General features: G+C 66.2%; 15 protein-coding genes. 4 read left to right on the top strand and 11 right to left on the bottom strand.

Annotation, left to right across the window (positions count from 1 at the left end; all coding sequences use genetic code 11):
• Positions 1-93: 93 nt before the first annotated feature.
• The 8 genes from BDOA9_RS05435 to ubiE form a co-directional block, all read right to left on the bottom strand.
• On the bottom strand, positions 94-816 hold the full coding sequence (locus BDOA9_RS05435) for a nucleotidyltransferase family protein (protein WP_025032937.1): 723 nt from the start codon (positions 814-816) through the stop codon (positions 94-96).
• 118 nt (positions 817-934) lie between these two features.
• Complete coding sequence (locus BDOA9_RS05430; RefSeq protein ID WP_025032936.1) at positions 935-1,252, bottom strand: PilZ domain-containing protein; 318 nt, start codon at positions 1,250-1,252, stop codon at positions 935-937.
• A gap of 85 nt (positions 1,253-1,337) precedes the next feature.
• Entirely contained in the window at positions 1,338-2,855 is a 1,518-nt protein-coding gene (tsaE, locus tag BDOA9_RS05425) for a tRNA (adenosine(37)-N6)-threonylcarbamoyltransferase complex ATPase subunit type 1 TsaE (RefSeq protein WP_025032935.1), read from the bottom strand.
• Positions 2,852-5,356, bottom strand: coding sequence for a sensor histidine kinase (locus BDOA9_RS05420; protein WP_025032934.1), 2,505 nt, complete (start codon positions 5,354-5,356; stop codon positions 2,852-2,854). Before BDOA9_RS05420 ends, tsaE begins: the two co-directional genes overlap by 4 nt.
• A gap of 191 nt (positions 5,357-5,547) precedes the next feature.
• The gene (gene dut, locus BDOA9_RS05415; protein WP_025032933.1) at positions 5,548-6,006 is read right to left on the bottom strand and encodes a dUTP diphosphatase; all 459 of its coding nucleotides are present in this window, start codon (positions 6,004-6,006) and stop codon (positions 5,548-5,550) included.
• Positions 6,003-7,454 carry a bifunctional phosphopantothenoylcysteine decarboxylase/phosphopantothenate--cysteine ligase CoaBC gene (coaBC, locus tag BDOA9_RS05410; RefSeq protein ID WP_025032932.1) on the bottom strand — a complete coding sequence of 484 codons (1,452 nt, stop codon included), beginning with the start codon at positions 7,452-7,454 and terminating at the stop codon, positions 6,003-6,005. The genes dut and coaBC overlap by 4 nt, the downstream gene beginning before the upstream one ends.
• Positions 7,455-7,525: 71 nt before the next feature.
• Entirely contained in the window at positions 7,526-9,100 is a 1,575-nt protein-coding gene (gene ubiB, locus BDOA9_RS05405; protein ID WP_025032931.1) for a 2-polyprenylphenol 6-hydroxylase, read from the bottom strand.
• Complete coding sequence (gene ubiE / locus BDOA9_RS05400) at positions 9,097-9,858, bottom strand: bifunctional demethylmenaquinone methyltransferase/2-methoxy-6-polyprenyl-1,4-benzoquinol methylase UbiE (protein WP_025032930.1); 762 nt, start codon at positions 9,856-9,858, stop codon at positions 9,097-9,099. The genes ubiB and ubiE overlap by 4 nt, the downstream gene beginning before the upstream one ends.
• 81 nt (positions 9,859-9,939) lie before the next feature.
• On the opposite strand from ubiE, the gene mutM reads away from it, so the two are divergent.
• Positions 9,940-10,821 (top strand): bifunctional DNA-formamidopyrimidine glycosylase/DNA-(apurinic or apyrimidinic site) lyase, encoded by an 882-nt coding sequence (gene mutM / locus BDOA9_RS05395; RefSeq protein WP_025032929.1) that lies wholly within the window; start codon positions 9,940-9,942, stop codon positions 10,819-10,821.
• Between the two features lie 256 nt (positions 10,822-11,077).
• Here the strand turns inward: mutM and BDOA9_RS05390 are convergent, their stop codons facing one another.
• Both BDOA9_RS05390 and BDOA9_RS05385 read right to left on the bottom strand, forming a co-directional pair.
• A complete protein-coding gene (locus BDOA9_RS05390) occupies positions 11,078-11,821 on the bottom strand; it encodes a ParA family protein (protein WP_025032928.1) in 744 nt (247 codons plus the stop codon).
• 353 nt (positions 11,822-12,174) lie between these two features.
• Entirely contained in the window at positions 12,175-13,533 is a 1,359-nt protein-coding gene (locus tag BDOA9_RS05385) for a serine protease (protein WP_025032927.1), read from the bottom strand.
• 91 nt (positions 13,534-13,624) lie between these two features.
• Between BDOA9_RS05385 and BDOA9_RS05380 the strand changes: the two genes are divergently transcribed.
• Positions 13,625-14,428: a HesA/MoeB/ThiF family protein gene (locus BDOA9_RS05380; protein WP_025032926.1), complete on the top strand. Its 804-nt coding sequence runs from the start codon at positions 13,625-13,627 to the stop codon at positions 14,426-14,428.
• 95 nt (positions 14,429-14,523) lie between these two features.
• Positions 14,524-14,799, top strand: a complete 276-nt coding sequence (locus BDOA9_RS05375) for a DUF3303 domain-containing protein (protein ID WP_025032925.1) — start codon at positions 14,524-14,526, stop codon at positions 14,797-14,799.
• 82 nt (positions 14,800-14,881) lie between these two features.
• Here BDOA9_RS05375 and BDOA9_RS05370 read toward each other — a convergent pair whose 3' ends face one another.
• Positions 14,882-15,883, bottom strand: coding sequence for a 2-hydroxyacid dehydrogenase (locus tag BDOA9_RS05370; protein ID WP_025032924.1), 1,002 nt, complete (start codon positions 15,881-15,883; stop codon positions 14,882-14,884).
• Positions 15,884-16,204: 321 nt separating this feature from the next.
• On the opposite strand from BDOA9_RS05370, the gene BDOA9_RS05365 reads away from it, so the two are divergent.
• Positions 16,205-16,735, top strand: a complete 531-nt coding sequence (locus BDOA9_RS05365) for an SH3 domain-containing protein (RefSeq protein ID WP_025032923.1) — start codon at positions 16,205-16,207, stop codon at positions 16,733-16,735.
• Positions 16,736-16,880 lie beyond the last annotated feature (145 nt).

Raw genomic sequence — 16,880 nt, 5'->3', positions numbered from 1 at the left:
GCGAAGCGTGCCCACGCATTTTTGCGATCGAGAGATGGTGGGCACGGCGCAAGGGCGCCTTTGCCCACCCTACGGCACCGTCTTCGAAGCGCCCTACGCCACGCTCTCCAGAAACGCCTCTTCCGCGGCATGCACCGCGTCGGGCGTGCCGACATGCATCCAGACGCCGTCGAGGCGCAGGCCGAACAGCCGTTCCTGCTCGCCTGCACGATCGAACATCTTGGTCAGCGAGAACTCGCCCTTGGGCGCATCCGCAAAGATCGCGGGCGACATGATCGCCGCGCCGGCATAGACGAACGGAACGACCTCCTTCTCCTTGCGCTTGCGCAAGGCGCCGTCCGGCAGCATGCCGTAATCGCCGCGGCCGCCATAGCCGATGCTGGTCGCGGTCGGCGCCATCAGGAGCAGGATGTCCATGCGATCAGGATCGAAGTTTTCGGCGAGACGCAACAGGTTCGAGCGCACGCCGTCGATCCACAGCGTGTCGGAATTGACGTGGAAGAATGGCGCATCGCCGAGCAGCGGCAGCGCCTTCACGACGCCGCCGCCGGTGCCGAGCACCTGGTCGCGCTCGTCGGAGATCGTGACGCGCGGAAGCTGGCGTGATGCGACGTGGTCGATGATCTGGTCGGGGAGGTAATGCACGTTGACCACCGCCTCGGTCACGCCGGCCTGGCCCAGCTTGTCGAGCACGTGGTCGAGCAGCGGCTGGCCTGCGACCGGCACCATCGGCTTCGGCATCTTGTCCGTCAGGGGGCGCATGCGCAGGCCAAACCCTGCGGCGAGCACCATGGCTTTGGTCGGTTTGACGGACATCCTTCGCTTTCTCGGACCTTTCGCGTTCGCAGCAAGCCTAACACGAGCCTCGATCTGCCGCATCGCATCTCAATCGCCTTAACCACCCGCCGTGACGGTTGTACGACGGGTGTTGCCGTCACGCCCCAACAGTTGTGGAACGTACCTTCTTCTTCTTGTCGCCCACTTTCAGGAAATTGACGCCAATCTGGTCGCCATTGACCCAGGCCAGCTCGCAGCGTCGGTAAGCGAGTCCGGTGGACGAGAGCAGGAGAAAGAATTCCTTCAGATGGAGCCCTTCGACCGAGCCGTCGATGGTCAGCTTGGCGCCGGTCTCGGAGACGTCCTCCATGGTGCAGTCGCGCCGCCAGGTGCCGTCGATGCCCATCATCTGGGCCGAAAACCCGCGCTCGAAAACAACCCGGCTACTTCCGCGCTGATCCGCTTTCGCTGCCATCTGCCCCGCTCCAGCCCCGCAATGTTCCGGCTCCCTCGGCGCCAGAATAGCGACATCTTGGCTAACAGCCGGTAAATCGGTCAAATCAGCCTGGCGGCGGGACGTTGGCGAGATACCAGTCGCGCAGATGGGCGAGCGCGGGGTGCGCCAGCGAGCGCTGGAGATAGGTCCAGATCCGCGGCTGGTGGCGCAGATAATGCGGCTTGCCGTCGCGGCGGTTGAGCCGGGCGAAGGTGCCGAGCAGGCGCGTGTTCCGCTGCGCCGACATGATGGCGTAGCTCTCGGCGAAACCGGCGGCGTCGAAGCTCGCATCGCTTGCGCGGCGCGTCTTGATGTAGCTCGACAGCAGCGCCAGCTCGAGGCTTTCAGGGACGTCGATACGCGCATCCTGCAGCAGCGACACCACGTCATAAGAGTGCGGCCCGAGCACGGCGTCCTGGAAGTCGATCACGCCGACGCGTTTGATGGCGTCGCGGTCAGCGAGCCAGATCAAGTTCGGCGAGTGATAATCGCGGATGACCCACGTCTTCGGTCCCGCCAGCGGCTTTTTCAGCAACTCGCGCCACATCGCGAAGAACTCGGCGCGCTTCTCATCGCTCAGCAGTGCGTTGCGATCAGGCAGATACCATTCCGGCATCAAGCCGATTTCGATCAGCAGGGCCTCGATGTCGAAGGCGGGAATGGTGTAGGTCTGGTCCGCCAGCTCCAGCGTCTCAGGCAACGTTCTCCAGTGCAGCACGGCCAGCAGGTCGGTCGCAGCCTCGTAACGTTCGGCAATCGGACGCGGTGGATCACCTTCGATCACGCCGTCACTGCCGAAATCCTCGGAGATCAGGAAGCCGTGGTCGAGATCGTAATGGTGGATCGCCGGCGCCGAGATTCCGACCACGCGCAAGCCGACGTCCATGGCAACGAAAGGCCTGATGTTCTCGGCCAGATGCACCGCAGCGCTGTAGGATTTTCCGTTGTAGAGCGCCGCGCCGTCGGGCCGCTGTGGAAAATTCATGAGGATGACGATGTCCTCATCGCGCACGAGCCGCGCATAGGAGCGTGTCGAGGCGTCGCCCGGCATGCGCTTGCGGGTCGCATCGATGTAACCGGACGCGTCGAGGAAGTCGCGCAGCGCCTGCAGCCGCGCAACGATGGCGGCGGCCTTGCCATGGCCGGTGATATCGGCGGCACGTGCGTTCGAGCCCAGCGCCGGCCGGTGCGTCAGCGCGATGTCGATGCGGTCTTCAGGCATCGCCGACGGGGCGCGTTCGGGCCATTCGATCAGCACCAGCGTGGCATCGGGCAGCGGTGACAGCCCGATCTCCTCGAGCTCGCTCTCGTCCTCGACACGGTAGAGATCGGCGTGCAGCACCGGAAAGGGCGGCAGCTCGTAGCCCTGCACCAGCGTGAAGGTCGGGCTCGGCACTTCAAGCGCCTCGTCGCCGGCGAGATAGCGGATCAGGCTGCGCGCCGCCGCGGTCTTGCCGGCGCCGAGATCGCCGGTCAGCGTGATGACATCGCCGGGACCGACCAGCAGGGCGAGGTCGGCCATCAGCTGCACCGTGGCCGTCTCGTTGTGAAGCGCGACGGAGAATGTGACAGGTTCGCTCATTCGGCGGCGTCGCGGTGCGCCGCCTGGTCGGTCGGGAAATCGCAGATCACGACCGTGCCCCGGCCGACGATCGAATCCACCCGCACCTTGCCGCCATGCAGCTCGACGAAGGAGCGCACCAGCGACAGGCCGAGCCCGGCGCCGCGGTGACGCGAGCCCTGCGAGCGGCTTTCGAACCAGTTGAACACCTTGTCCTTCATGTCGGCAGGTATTCCAGGACCCGAATCTGTCACGGTGAAGACCACGCTGCGTTCGGTGCGCCGCGCGCTGATGCCGACGGTGGAATCCTGTGGAGAAAACCCGACGGCGTTGGCGAGGAGGTTATAGAGCACCTGCACCACGCGCTTCTCGTCGCCGACGAAACTGCCGACATCGGGCGCGATCTCGACCTTGAGGCGGATGCGGTCGGTGGCGAGCCGGTCCTGGATACCCTCGGCGGCGAGCTCGATGGCCTTGCTGACGTCGACCTGCCCGAGTTCCAGCTTCATCGCGCCGGCATCGATGGTGGCGAGATCCAGGATGTTGTTGGTGAGCGCGAGCAGCGCGTTGGTCGATTTGGTGACGTAGTCGAGATATTCGGCCTGCTTCGACGTCAGCGGTCCGGTCGAGGGATCGCTGAGGAAATGCGCGAAGCCGATGATGGTGGTGAGCGGCGAGCGCAGCTCGTAGGAGACGTGGTGGACGAAATCCACCTTCATCTGGTCGGCCGCCTCCAGCGCCTCGTTGCGCTCGCGCAGCGCGCGCTCGACATTCTCGGTGTCGGTGATGTCCTGGAACGTCAGCATGGTGGCGCCGTCGGGCAACGGCCGGATCATGCCGTCGAGCACGCTGCCGTCCTTGCGCTCCAGCTTCAGCGGCACGTCGGCGCGGTTCTCGATCGAGGTGATGGCCTCGCGGATCTGGCGCCAGACTTGCGGGTCGTCGAACAGCTGGTGGCACCAGCCTTCCACCGTCTGGATGTGCGGCTCGTCGCGCATGGCATCGCTCGACAGCTTCCACATCCGCACGAAGGCCGGATTGAACAGCTGCGCCTTGCCGTTGCTGCCGAACACCGCGACGCCCTCGGCGAGGCTGTCCAGCGTCTCGCGCTGGACGCGGATCAGGCCGTCGAAGCGGCGGGCGAGGTCGAGGCTTTCGGTGACGTCGTCGAACAGATAGGTCACGCCGCCTTCCGGGTTCGGCGTCGTGACGACCGAGAGCGCGCGGCCGTCAGGCAGGAACCAGGTGTCCTTGGCCGTCTCGACCGCGCGATAGGCCTCGTGCAGCTTGGCCTTCCAGGCGCGGAAATCCGGCTGCTCCGGTAATTTGCGCGCGGCGCGGAGCTGGTCGAGCACGCTGGAATCGTCCGGATGGGCGTCGAGGAAGTTGCGATCGAGATCCCACAGCCGGCGATAGGAATCGTTGTAGAACGCAAGGCGCCGCTGGCCGTCGAACACGGCAACTCCGGAGGAGAGCTGGTCGAGCGTGCGGCGGTGCGCCTCCGCCATGCGCACCAGCGCCGAGCTCAGCGCATCCGCCTCGCTGGCATCGATGGCGACGCCGACGCTGCCGCTGCCGACATTGACGGCGCGCACGTCGTAGATGCGCCGCTCGCCGCCGATCACGATCGGCAGCCGCGAGGTGAAATTGGCGGCGTCCTTCAGGCCCCGCTCCATGGCGGTGCGGTCGGCGCTGTCGAGCAGCTCGAGCTTGCGCTCCTGGGCATCGATGGCGCTGGTCGCCTCGGTGGCGCGCACATAGGCCGGGTTGGCGTAGGTCAGCGCGCCGTTCTCCGCCTTCGCCCAGATCGGCCACGGTGCGGTCGCGGCAAAGCCGCGCAGCATCTCGGTCTCATCGGAGAGCGCCTTGTAGCGCAGATGGGTCTCGGCGAGATCGCGTCGCAATCCGGACAGCTCGCGAATGCGGACGATGGCCTGGCCGCCAATGGCGCGCCCGATCGCTTCCAGCATATGGCCGTGCGCGGTGGTCAGCGTCAGCTGGAACCCGTCGCCGCGCTCGCGCAGCGCATCGACCGCGTGGTCCATCTGCAGCGCCGGCTCCGGCGGCAGCCAGGTTCCGAACGCCAGCACGCGCTGCGGCGAGGAATCGCGCGGCAGCACCAACGCGATGTCGCCGGAAATCTGCGCGCGGTTGTCGCCGGCCGGCCACGAGATCAGGATCTGCGGTTCGGCGAACAGCAGCGCGCCGAAGCGGTCGGCCTGGAGCTGAAGTTCCCCGATCCGTGCGCGCAGCCGCGCCTCGTTCTTCGCCGTGCGCACCCGCGTGCGCATCAGCAGGATCGCGGCCACGACCGAAAAGCCGAGCAGGGCCAGCGCGGTGGCGAGCACCGCGAGTTCCTGCCGGTTGAAATCCATCACTAGGGAGAGGGTGTCGATGAGGTCGGCGGCCTCGGCCGGCGCAGCCGGCAGCAGCGCTGCGAGAGCGCCCCCCACCAGGCCGTTGCGCGCCAGCGATGTGCACGACAGCAGCGTCCGACGCATCGACACGATCACGCCTGACATAGTTGCCCCAAAGACCGCACGAATTGACGCGCGGCGACCCCCGTCGCGCGCGAATCAAACGACAATACCCTCACCGCGACTCCGCCGGTAAGAGTCCAGATCGTGAACGCAGAGGCGGCCCCACAAAAATGCCCCGCGCGCGGTTCCGGCTCACGTGATTCTGCGGATGATTCGGCAGGGATTGCCGTGCGTTAGCGCCCGGTCGAGCCGAAGCCGCCGGCGCCGCGATCGGTCGCCGACAAGGTGGCGACGGGAACCAGCGTGGCCTGCAGCACCGGCGCGATCACCATCTGGGCGATACGCTCGCCGCGCGTGATCACGAACGGCGCGGTGCCGTGATTGATCAGGATCACCTTGATCTCGCCGCGGTAATCCGCATCGATCGTGCCCGGCGAATTCAGCACGGTGACGCCGTGCTTGGCCGCGAGCCCCGAACGCGGCCGCACTTGTGCCTCGTGTCCGGGCGGCAAGGCGATGGCAAGGCCGGTCGGCACCAGTGCGTATTGGCCTGGTGCGAGCGTCATGGGCTCCTCGTCCGGCACCGCGGCCATTAGATCGAGGCCGGCGGCCTCGCTGGTCTGATAGGCCGGCAGCGGCAGGCCCTCCGCGTGGGCGAGGCGCTGCAGCTCGACGGTCACCTTCGTGCTCAAGATGCGGACTCCAGGGATTTGCCGGTCACGTTTTTCGCGATATGCGCGACCAGCTCGGTGGCGACCTGTTCCTTGGTCATCGCCGGCCAGGAATCAACTGCAATCTCGCCGTCCCGCGCACCGCTCTTGCGGCTGAGCAGGTGGACCGTGTTGCGGTCGCCACCCATCACGCCGGTCGCGGGCGAGACGTCGTTGGCGACGATCCAGTCGCAGCCCTTGCGCGCAAATTTCGCTTTGGCGTTGTCGATGAGGTGCTCGGTCTCGGCGGCAAAGCCGATCACCAGCCGCGGGCGCTTGTCGGTGAGCTTGGAGATCGTGGCGAGGATGTCGGGGTTCTCGACCAGCTGAAGCGGCGGCATGCCGGCAGAAGTCTTTTTCAGCTTCTGCTCGCCCTCGTTCGCGACGCGCCAGTCGGCGACCGCGGCGGCGAAGATCGCGACGTCGGTGGGAAGCGCGGCCTCGACCTGCTCCAGCATCTGCCGCGCCGATTCCACATGTTTCACCGTCACGCCCGGGGGATCGTCGAGGTCGACCGGCCCGCTCACCAGAATGACCTCGGCGCCGGCGGCCTGCGCGGCGGCGGCAATGGCAAAACCCTGCTTGCCGGAAGAGCGGTTGGCGATATAGCGCACCGGATCGATCGGCTCGTGGGTGGGGCCGGCGGTGATCAGCACGCGCTTGCCGGCGAGCGGCTTCGGCACCGGCGCCCGCAGCAGCCGCTCGGCGGCATTGGCGATCTCGACGGCTTCCGACATGCGGCCTGTTCCGGCTTCGCCGGCTTCGGCCATCTCGCCCGCGTTCGGGCCGATCAGCACGACGCCGTCGCGCTGGAGCTGGGCGATGTTGCGCCGCGTCGCCGCGTTGCTCCACATCAGCGGATTCATCGCCGGCGCCAGCAGCACCTTGCGGTTGGTCGCAAGCAGGATGGCGCTGGCGAGATCGTCGGCGTGACCGTTCGCCATCTTCGCCATCAGGTCGGCCGTCGCGGGCGCCACCACGATCAGGTCGCAGTCGCGCGCGAGGCGGATATGGCCGGCGTCGAACTCGCTCTGCGGGTCGAACAAATCGGTATAGACGCGCTCATGCGAGAGCGCGCTCGCCGCCAGCGGCGTCACGAATTGCTGGGCCGCCTTGGTCAGCACGCAGCGGACCTCGATGCGGCGCTCCTTCAGCCTGCGGATCAGGTCGAGCGATTTGTAGGCCGCGATCCCGCCGCCGATGATCAGGGTGACACTGGCCTCAGGGACGGCGCCGGTGCGCTGAGGCGTCGGGGAAGCGGACACAGCCGGCGGCACCGCAAACGGCGTCAGCGGCTCCTCGCGGCCCTCGATCAGCTCCCGCAGGATGACCCGGACCTCCTCCTCGACCGACCTGTGGTTCTTGGCCGAACGCAGCCGCAAATAGGTTTTGACGGCGTCGTCGAGCTTGCGGATGGTCAGGCTTGCCATGACGCCCTCCGGCAGGAAATGATAGCGATGCTATCACTCGTGTGATTGCAATGCAATCAAAGTTTAGGCAATCACAGATTCCGGACGGCGATCAGGATGCCGATGAAGGTCGCGGCGATGATCCAGAGCGCCACGGTGCGCCAGCGGGTCTTGCGGCCCTCGCTGCGGCCCATGGCCGCGATGCTCTCCGGCGACAGCTTGATGCCCTCGCGGGTCATGGTCTCGAGCTGCTCGAGCACCTTCACCGACCGCTCGGCGATCTCCGGCAGGCGCATCAACACCCGCGCGAGGTCCCCGGTTCCGGCGAGCGCGCCCTGTACCCGGCCGATGGGTCCAAGATTGCGCTCGATCCATTCGCGCACCACGGGGTCGGCGATCCTCCAGATGTCGAGCTTGGGGTCGAAGCCGCGCGCCACGCCCTCGACCACCACCATGGTCTTCTGCAGCAGGATCAGCTCGGGCCGCGTCGTCATGTCGAACAGGCCGGTGACCTCGAGCAGCAGCGTCAGCAGCCGCGCCATCGAGATCTCTTCCGCCGTGCGGTTGTGGATCGGCTCGCCGATGGCGCGGATGGCTTGCGCGAAATTCTCGACCGAATGATGCGCGGGCACATAGCCGGCCTCGAAATGCACCTCGGCGACGCGGCGATAGTCGCGGGTAATGAAGCCGAGCAGGATCTCGGCGAGGAAGCGGCGCTCCTTCATGCCGAGCCGGCCCATGATGCCGAAATCGACCGCGACGAGGCGGCCGGCGTCATCCAGGAACAGATTGCCCGGATGCATGTCGGCGTGGAAGAAGCCGTCGCGCAGCGCATGGCGCAGGAAGCTCTGGATCACCTTGCGGCCGAGATCGGGCAGGTCGACCTGCGCCTCTGCGAGGCGCTTGTGGTCGTTCAGCGCGATGCCGTCGATCCATTCCATCGTCAGCACGTTGTGCGTGGTGCGGTCCCAGTCGACGGCGGGCACGCGGAAATCCGGATCGTCGCGCGTGTTCTCCGCCATCTCCGACAGCGCAGCCGCTTCGAGTCGCAGGTCCATCTCCATCGCGACCGAGCGCGACATGGTGTTGATGACCTCGATCAGGCGCAGGCGCCGTGCCTCGGCCGAATAGGCCTCGGCCTTGTGCGCGACGAAGAAGAAATCGGAGAGGTCGCGGCGGAAGCGTGCCGCGACGTTGGGCCTCAGCACCTTGATCGCGACGGACTTGCGGATGCCGTCGCGCAACACCTCGCCGCGATGCACCTGCGCGATCGAGGCCGCGGCGACCGGCGGGCCGAAGCTCACGAAGACGTCCGTCAGCGGCCGTTCCAGCGAGGTCGCGATGGTGGCCTCGGCTTCGCCTTGCGGAAACGGCGGCAGGCGGTCCTGCAGGCTCTCCAGATCGCGCGCCATGATGACGCCGACCACGTCGGGGCGCGTTGCCAGGAACTGGCCGAGCTTGAGATAGGCCGGGCCCATCCGCGTCAGCGCGCGCGAGATCCGCGGACCGTGCTTGGCGCCGCGGCGCTCGATGATGCGCGCCAGCTTCAGCGCGAGCTGTCCCGGCGGCGGCACCAGGCTCGGATCGACCGCGCCGAACACGCCTTCGCGCGCAAACACGAACGCGGCGCGGATCAGGCGCGCAATGTGGGTGACGGCAGAGATCACAAACGCCAGCCCGAATGCAGTGCGACGATGCCGCCGGAGAGTGTCTGCCAGCTGACGCGGGCAAAACCGGCCTCGCGGATTATGTCGGCGAAGGCCGCGGGCTTTGGAAACTTGCGGATGGACTCGACGAGATATTGATAGGATTCGGCGTCGCCCGTGACCATGCGCCCGAGCGGCGGGATCACCTTGAACGAGAACAGATCATAGAGCCTGTCGAGGCCGGGCATTTCGACTGTGGAGAATTCCAGGCACAGGAAGCGGCTGCCGGGCCTCAGCACGCGATAGGCCTCGCGCAGCGCAAGGTCGATCCGCGGCACGTTGCGGATGCCGAAAGCGATCGTATAGGCGTCGAAGCTGCGATCGGCAAAGCCAAGCGCTTCGGCATTGCCCTCGACGAAATCGACCTGGGTGTCGAGATGGCGCTTGGCGGCGCGCTCCCGGCCGACCGCGAGCATGTCGGAATTGATGTCGCACACCGTGGCATGGAAGCCTGGGCCGGCCGCCTTGGCGGCACGGAACGAGATGTCACCGGTGCCGCCGGCGACGTCGAGCAGCGCGAACGGCCGGTCGCTCCTCGGCGGATCCAGCGCGGTGATCATGATGTCCTTCCAGACCCGGTGCAGGCCGCCGGACATCAAATCGTTCATCAGATCATAGCGCGACGCCACGCTGTGAAACACATCGTTCACCAGCGTCTGCTTGTCCCCGAGGGGAACGTCCCTGAAGCCAAAATGCGTGGTTTCGCCCGGCCGATCCATTACTCTACTCCACTCGGCGGACCATAGCCTGCCCGCCGCAATGGCGCTATCACACCGCCCTCATAAGGTGAATGCCTGACCATGCCTGAATTGCCCGAAGTCGAGACCGTCCGCCGCGGCCTTCAGCCCGTGATGGAGGGTGCGAAAATCCTCAATGCGGAGGCCCGCCGGCCGGATTTGCGCTTTCCGTTCCAGCCCGACTTCGTGGCCCGGCTCGAGGGGCAGGTCGTCACCGGGCTCGGCCGCCGTGCAAAATATCTCATGGCCGATCTCGCCTCCGGCGACGTGCTCTTGATGCATCTGGGCATGTCGGGCTCGTTTCGTGTCATCAAGCCGGACAACGAGGCTCAGCCCGGCGAGTTTCACTATCCGAAGGCCAAGGACTCCGCGCACGACCACGTGCTGTTTCGGATGTCCTCGGGCGCCGACATCGTCTTCAACGATCCGCGCCGTTTCGGCTACATGAAAGTGATCGCGCGTGGCGCGCTCGAAGACGAGCCGCTGCTGCGCGGACTCGGTCCCGAGCCGCTCGGCAACGAATTCGATGCGGCGATGCTGGCGCGCTCCTGCCAGGGCAAGACCACCAGCCTGAAGGCCGCGCTGCTCGACCAGCGCGTGGTGGCCGGGCTCGGCAACATCTATGTCTGCGAGGCGCTGCACCGCTCGCATCTGTCGCCGCGGCGCATTGCTGCGACATTATCAACCAAGAAGGGCGAGCCGACCGATCATGGCAAGAGGCTGGTCGGTGCGATCCACACCGTGCTCAACGATGCGATCAAGGCCGGCGGCTCCAGCCTGCGCGATCACCGCCAGACGTCAGGCGAGCTCGGCTATTTCCAGCATTCGTTTAGGGTCTACGACCGCGAAGGCGAGAAATGCACGACGCCGCGCTGCGGCGGCACGATCAAGCGGTTCGTGCAGAACGGCCGCTCGACTTTCTGGTGTCCGAAATGTCAGAAGTGACCATCAGGCTTGCCGCCGAGAGGGCCTAAGTCTCGGCGAAGGCGACGACCCACCACGCCGTCATTGCGAGCGCAGCGAAGCAATCCAGAATCCCACCGCGGCGGCAGTCTGGATTGCTTCGTCGCAAGCGCTCCTCGCAATGACGGGAGGATAGAGGCGAAGCAATCCGGCCGGGCTGGGGGCCGGATCGCTTCGTCGCTTGGGCTCTTTCACCGGATGGCGCCGAGCCCGACTGTCGTCCGGGCGATTGCCCCGCTCAGGACGCCAGTGTCGTGGTCTCGTCCGAGGCAAGCTCGCTCGCAACGTGCAGCATGCCGTGGGCAGCCGAGATGACCTGGTCGATCAGGACATCGGTGGTGGCTTCGAGCTCGAGCCGGGTCTCGATCCAGCGCCAGAGGCCGCGGATCTCGTCCGCCGATTTGCCGTTCGGCGCGAATTCACCCACGGCAAGGCCGCTGGCGAGTGCGTCCTGATGATCGTTGCGCATCACGATCAGCGGCCGCGCGAGCACCTCGGCAAGATCGAGCGCGGCTTCCTCGGCGAGCGCGGTCGCGGCGTTGTCGATGCGCTGGCCGCGGATCGGCGTCTGGTTCAGCACGAAGCTGTAGGGCCGCTTCCAGGCGCGCGCCACGCTGAGCGTCGAGACGGTCGCCTCGATGTCGGCGACGCTGGGACGGGCCGGGATCAGGCAGAGGTCGGAATGGCGGATCGCGGCGGTGGTGGCGGCGGACAGGCCGGCCGCGGTGTCGACGATCGCGAGCTGGAGGCCGCTATCGGCCAGCATCTTGAGACGCGGCGCGATATCGGCGGCGTGATAGATCGGCTCGACGACGAGATCGTCGGTCGAGCGGCGGCGCTGCCAGTTGGAGAGGGTGCCCTGCGGGTCGGTCTCGATCAGGCGGACGGTGAAGCCGGCCTGCTTGGCGGCGAGGGCAAGGCCGATGGCAAGCGTGCTCTTGCCGCTGCCGCCCTTTTGGGTGGCCAGTACGATCGTGTGCATTGAAGATCAATCCTTTGGAGTGCTGGGTCAGGGATACGCCACGCGAACGTGCATCGCTTCTGGATGCTGAGCGCTTCTCGCTCAGGACGTGCCGGCCCGATCCAAAGGGATCGCGGAGGTCCGAATCAACGGTAAGGATGATGGCGGAATCACGAATGCCAGCGAATCCGTACCATTACCGGCTCAGTAGTCGTACGTATGCCGCACATGCACCCGTGCCCCGGACAAAGCGCATCGCAACGCGATGCGCTGCAGAGCCGGGGCTCAGAGAGCCACAAGCGCACCTGTTGGCGAGCTGGGTCCCGGCTCAGCGGAGCGGCATTTCATGCCGCACCGCGTCCGGGACACGAGACTTATTTGCGCACGCAGATCACACGTACGACGGAGGCCATTACGTCCGTCGACGTGCCATTCGCCGCGACCCCGTTCGCCTTCAGGAATCCGCGCACCGTCTCCGCGGAGACCATCAAAGCCTGTGACGCCGGTACCGATGTCGCGGGACCCGCGACCATGGCCGGCTTCAGCAGCGCGATGCCGGCGAACTTGCCGTCGGCGTCGATGGCCGGGCTGCCGGAGAAGCCGACCGCCGGCGGCGGCGCGAGCGCGGAATTGCCGTTCGTCGCGGGCGCCAGCGCAGCCTTGAGGCTCGATACGGCGGCCGCGCCGCCCTGGCTTTGCGGATCGGCGATGCCGACGACATCGACATTGGTCTTCGCAGCCCCGCCGGCGAGGCTGAGTGGCTTCAGCCCGCGCGCACCGTAGATGCGCAGCAGCGCGAGATCGTGCTCCTTGTCCTCGGCGAGACGGTCGGCGTTGCCATGGCCGGCGATCGTGACCGCAAGGCAGCCATCGGTGACGAGGCGGTCCGTGACGATCGTGCCGTCCTCGCTGACGACGATGCCGGTGCCGTATTCGACGGTCTTGCGTGGCGGCGGCCCGGCCAGCGGTCCCGATGGAAACGCGTTGAACGCGCTCGACATCGCGATCACGACCGGCTCGACTGTGTTCTCGGTCGCCTGGTCGTAGAGGATCGTCATGGTGCGGACCTCGTCGCCCCTGAAGGTGCCGCGGACGTAGAATTTCTTCAGGCCCTGCAAGCCGGACAGCACGAAGAAGTCGGGCTTCACCACGGTGTAATCGACCTTGCGCCCGGACGGCTCCTTCTCGAGATCGGCGAGCTTCGCCGAGGTCGGGTTCGTCTCCTTGCGGCGGCTGAGGATCACCTGCACCGTCCCGGTCGGCGAAGTCCATTTCGAGCCGTTGCCATCGCTTGCCTGCTGCGGCACCAGCTTGCTGGGAATGCCGAGGCGGGCGCCGCTGGTCGGCTCCGTCACGATCTTCCAGCCGACGCTCTCCTGCTTCTTGCGCGCCGTCTCGGCGAGGGCGGCGCGCTCCTGCGGATTGAGCACGCCGGTCGGCTTGCCGCCCTTGGCCTTCTGGTATTCCTTGATGGCGTTGACCATGCGCTCGCTGACGTCGCCGGTGATGGCGCCGTTATACTGGCCGACCCAGGCGAGGTCGGACTGCAGCGCCAGCCGTTCCGCCTTTGCCATGGCATCGGCCGTCGCGGACGGCGTCTGCATCGCCGGCGGCTGCACCGGGACGGTCTGGACCGTTTTCGGCTTGGTACCGGCGACTTGCGATGTCGTCATCTGGGCGTTCGCGCCCGTGGCCGCCGCCAACATCAAGGTTGCCGCAAGCATCGATCTCATGACAAATCCAGCCAGCCCATTGAACGCAGCGTGATTGAAGCACATCTCGTTGGTCGCGAACAATGTTGCGGTGGTTCAGGAGTCAAAGAGCTTGCTCAGCCCGGACGAACTCGAACGCTATGCCCGCCACATCGTGTTGCGCGACGTCGGCGGTCCCGGCCAGGCCGCGCTGAAGCGGGCCTCGGTGCTGGTGATCGGCGCCGGCGGGCTCGGCGCGCCCGCTTTGATGTATCTGGCCGCCGCCGGCGTCGGCACGCTCGGCGTGGTCGATGACGACGTGGTGTCGCTGTCCAACCTGCAGCGCCAGGTGATCCACACCACGCCCGACATCGGCCGGCACAAGGTCGAGAGCGCGGCCGAGCGGATCGCGGCGCTCAATCCCCATGTCCGCTTCGTCGGTCATGCCACCTGGCTCAACGCCGACAATGCGCTCGGCCTGATCGGCGATTACGACCTCGTGCTCGACGGCTCCGACAATTTCTCGACGCGCTATCTCGTTTCCGACGCCTGCTTCTTCGCCAAGCGGCCGCTGATCACGGCGGCGCTCGGCACCTTCGACGGCTCGCTCACCACCATCCGTGCGCATGAGACGAACGAGCAGGGCGAGTTCAATCCGACCTATCGCTGCCTGTTTCCCGAAGCGCCGCCGCCTGGCACCGTGCCGGCTTGTGCGGAAGCCGGGGTCATGGGCGCATTGGCGGGCGTGCTCGGCTCGATGATGGCGCTGGAGGCGATCCGCGAGATCGTCGGCTTCGGCGACGGTCTCGTCGGCCGCCTCCTGATGATCGATGCGCGCGCGATGCGCTTCGAGACGCTGCGCTATGGGCGCGATCCCGCCAATCCGCTCAACGGCGACGGGCCCGTGTTCGAGGATCTCAGCGTCCATCGCGCGTAGGTGCGCGGCACGAAAATAGATATTGCAAGCGTCTCCCTTCGTGATTGAATTCGGCTCGCCGCAAGGCGAACGTAAATTTCAGATTGGAGATTGCTATGAAGTACATCTCGAGCTGGAAATTGCCCCCGAACTTGATCGACTCCGCCATTGAAAAGTTTCTGAAGACAGGAGGAGCGCCACCGGAAGGTGTGAAGATGCTCGGCCGCTGGCACGGAATGAACGGGACGGGCTTTGCCATTTCGGAGAGCAACGACCCGAAGGCCATGTATCAATGGTATGCGCAATGGGCCAACGTGATGGAGATCACCGTTACGCCATGCGTTGAAGATGCCGAGGCCGGCCCGATCCTGGCCGCCCTGGCGAAGCACTGACTGGCTCGGAGCGGTCGCCGTACGCCGCGGCCGCTCCGCTCAATCTACAAGCCTTAAATCCATAAGATTTGGCGCAGCCCACTCACAGCATGCTCGGCAGCACGCGATCCGGCGGCTTGTGGGCGTCGAGGAAGGTGCGGATGTTGATGATCACCTTCTCGCCCATTTCGACGCGGCCTTCGATCGTGGCCGAACCCATATGCGGCAGCAGCGTCACCTTGCCGGCCTTGGCGAGCCGCACCAGCTTCGGGTTGACTGCGGGCTCGTGCTCGTAGACGTCGAGGCCGGCGCCGCCGATCTCGCCGCCTTCGATCAGCTTGATCAGCGTGTCCTCGTCGGTGACCTCGCCGCGCGCGGTGTTGACGATATAGGCGTCCTTGCGGATCAGCTTCAGCCGCCGCGCCGAGAGCAAATGATAGGTCGCCGGCGTGTGCGGACAGTTCACCGAGATGATGTCCATCCGCGCCAGCATCTGGTCGAGGCTTTCCCAATAGGTCGCGCCGAGTTCCTCGGCGATCACGGGGGCGACGGGACGGCGGTTGTGATAGTGGATCTGCAGGCCGAAGGCGCGGGCGCGGCGCGCCACCGCCTGGCCGATGCGGCCCATTCCGATGATGCCGAGGCGCTTGCCGCCGATGCGGTGGCCGAGCATCCAGGTCGGCGACCAGCCGGCCCAGGGCTTGCCCTCGGTCAGGATGGAGGCGCCCTCGATCATCCGTCGGGGAACCGCGAGGATCAGCGCCATGGTCATGTCGGCGGTGTCTTCGGTCAGCACCTTCGGCGTGTTGGTGACGGTGATGCCGCGGGCATGGGCGGCTGCGACGTCGATATTGTCGACGCCGTTGCCGAAATTGGCGATCAGGCGGAGCTTGCAGTCGGGCTGGTTCACCACGTCGGCGCTGATGTGGTCGGTCACGGTCGGAACCAGCACGTCGGCGGTGCGGGCGGCCTCGAGGATCTGCTCGGGCGACATCGGCGTGTCGTCGAGATTGATCCGCGCGTCGAACAGCTCGCGCATCCGCGTCTCGATCGAATCCGGCAGCTTGCGCGTCACCACGACGAGGGGCTTCTTCTTCACCGACATGTCCTGCTCTCATGAGGCATCGCAGGCCGCCTCTGTCGCCAAAGGCCGGTCGTTGAGGCCTCATTAACCCGGTTGTTCGACACTGCCCTTGCCGTGTCCGTCCCCGGCGTTTCCTCCAAGCTCACCCGACATTTCCGGCCGGAAAATCGGGGCCAATTGGTTGCTCAAGTGCCCGTCCTCTCTAGCAGAAGGCCGGGCCAAGACAAGAACCACGGCTTTGGGCTTGGAACCCGCGTGGGGCGGGGAGAAGGGGCAGGCGCGGCAGGGTTTTGGAATTTGCGGTGAGGGCCCGGTCTGCCGGGTCTTGAAGGAGACGGGTTGATGGCGTTGGGGCGTTTTTGTGTGGTGATGGCGCTCGTTTGCACCTGGTTGAGCGCCTCGGTCGGCCCCTCCTTTGCGGCGAAGGACAATACCCCGCAGACCGCCAGCGGCCTGCCGGTGCCGCGCTATGTCAGCCTCAAATCGGACCACGTCAATGTCCGCGCCGGCCCGACCAAGGACAATGACGTCGCCTGGGTCTACACCCGTGCCGGCCTGCCGGTCGAAATTACCGCCGAATTCGAGAACTGGCGCCGGGTGCGCGATTCCGAAGGCGCCGAGGGCTGGGTCTATCACTCGCTGCTGTCGGGCCGCCGCACCGCGGTCGTCACCATGAAGCACAAGGACGACCTTGCCCCCATCTATGACCGGCCCGATCCCGACAGCGCGGTTGCGGCCAAGCTGCAGGCCGGCGTCGTCACCCAGGTCAAGAAATGCGCCGCAGGCTGGTGCCGCGTCATCGGCAATGGCTTCGACGGCTGGATCCAGCAGGAGCGCCTCTGGGGCGTCTACTCGGACGAGCAGGTCAACTGACCCGAAGGGTCATCCCGGGGCGATGCGCAGCATTGAACTATGGTGCGCAGTTGCGCACCCGAGGATCTCGAGATTCCCCGGTGCGCGATTGCGCACCTGTGGTCTGGTGCTGGCGCACCATCCCGGAATGGCGGCATAAAACGAC

It is taken from the genome of Bradyrhizobium sp. DOA9, from assembly GCF_000617845.2.
Classification (GTDB): Bacteria; Pseudomonadota; Alphaproteobacteria; order Rhizobiales; family Xanthobacteraceae; genus Bradyrhizobium.
Note: the sequence above shows the minus strand (reverse complement) of the source record. Positions and strands in the feature narration are given on the sequence as shown.

Bases quoted from the DNA above. Each gene is read 5' to 3' on its own strand.
- coaBC (WP_025032932.1), bottom strand. From the start codon at position 7,454: ATGGCAAGCCTGACCATCCGCAAGCTCGACGACGCCGTCAAAACCTAT.
- BDOA9_RS05370 (WP_025032924.1), bottom strand. From the start codon at position 15,883: ATGTCGGTGAAGAAGAAGCCCCTCGTCGTGGTGACGCGCAAGCTGCCG.
- BDOA9_RS05435 (WP_025032937.1), bottom strand. From the start codon at position 816: ATGTCCGTCAAACCGACCAAAGCCATGGTGCTCGCCGCAGGGTTTGGC.
- BDOA9_RS05390 (WP_025032928.1), bottom strand. From the start codon at position 11,821: ATGCACACGATCGTACTGGCCACCCAAAAGGGCGGCAGCGGCAAGAGC.
- BDOA9_RS05365 (WP_025032923.1), top strand. From the start codon at position 16,205: ATGGCGTTGGGGCGTTTTTGTGTGGTGATGGCGCTCGTTTGCACCTGG.
- mutM (WP_025032929.1), top strand. From the start codon at position 9,940: ATGCCTGAATTGCCCGAAGTCGAGACCGTCCGCCGCGGCCTTCAGCCC.
- BDOA9_RS05430 (WP_025032936.1), bottom strand. From the start codon at position 1,252: ATGGCAGCGAAAGCGGATCAGCGCGGAAGTAGCCGGGTTGTTTTCGAG.
- BDOA9_RS05385 (WP_025032927.1), bottom strand. From the start codon at position 13,533: ATGAGATCGATGCTTGCGGCAACCTTGATGTTGGCGGCGGCCACGGGC.
- BDOA9_RS05420 (WP_025032934.1), bottom strand. From the start codon at position 5,356: ATGTCAGGCGTGATCGTGTCGATGCGTCGGACGCTGCTGTCGTGCACA.
- ubiE (WP_025032930.1), bottom strand. From the start codon at position 9,858: ATGGATCGGCCGGGCGAAACCACGCATTTTGGCTTCAGGGACGTTCCC.
- tsaE (WP_025032935.1), bottom strand. From the start codon at position 2,855: ATGAGCGAACCTGTCACATTCTCCGTCGCGCTTCACAACGAGACGGCC.
- BDOA9_RS05375 (WP_025032925.1), top strand. From the start codon at position 14,524: ATGAAGTACATCTCGAGCTGGAAATTGCCCCCGAACTTGATCGACTCC.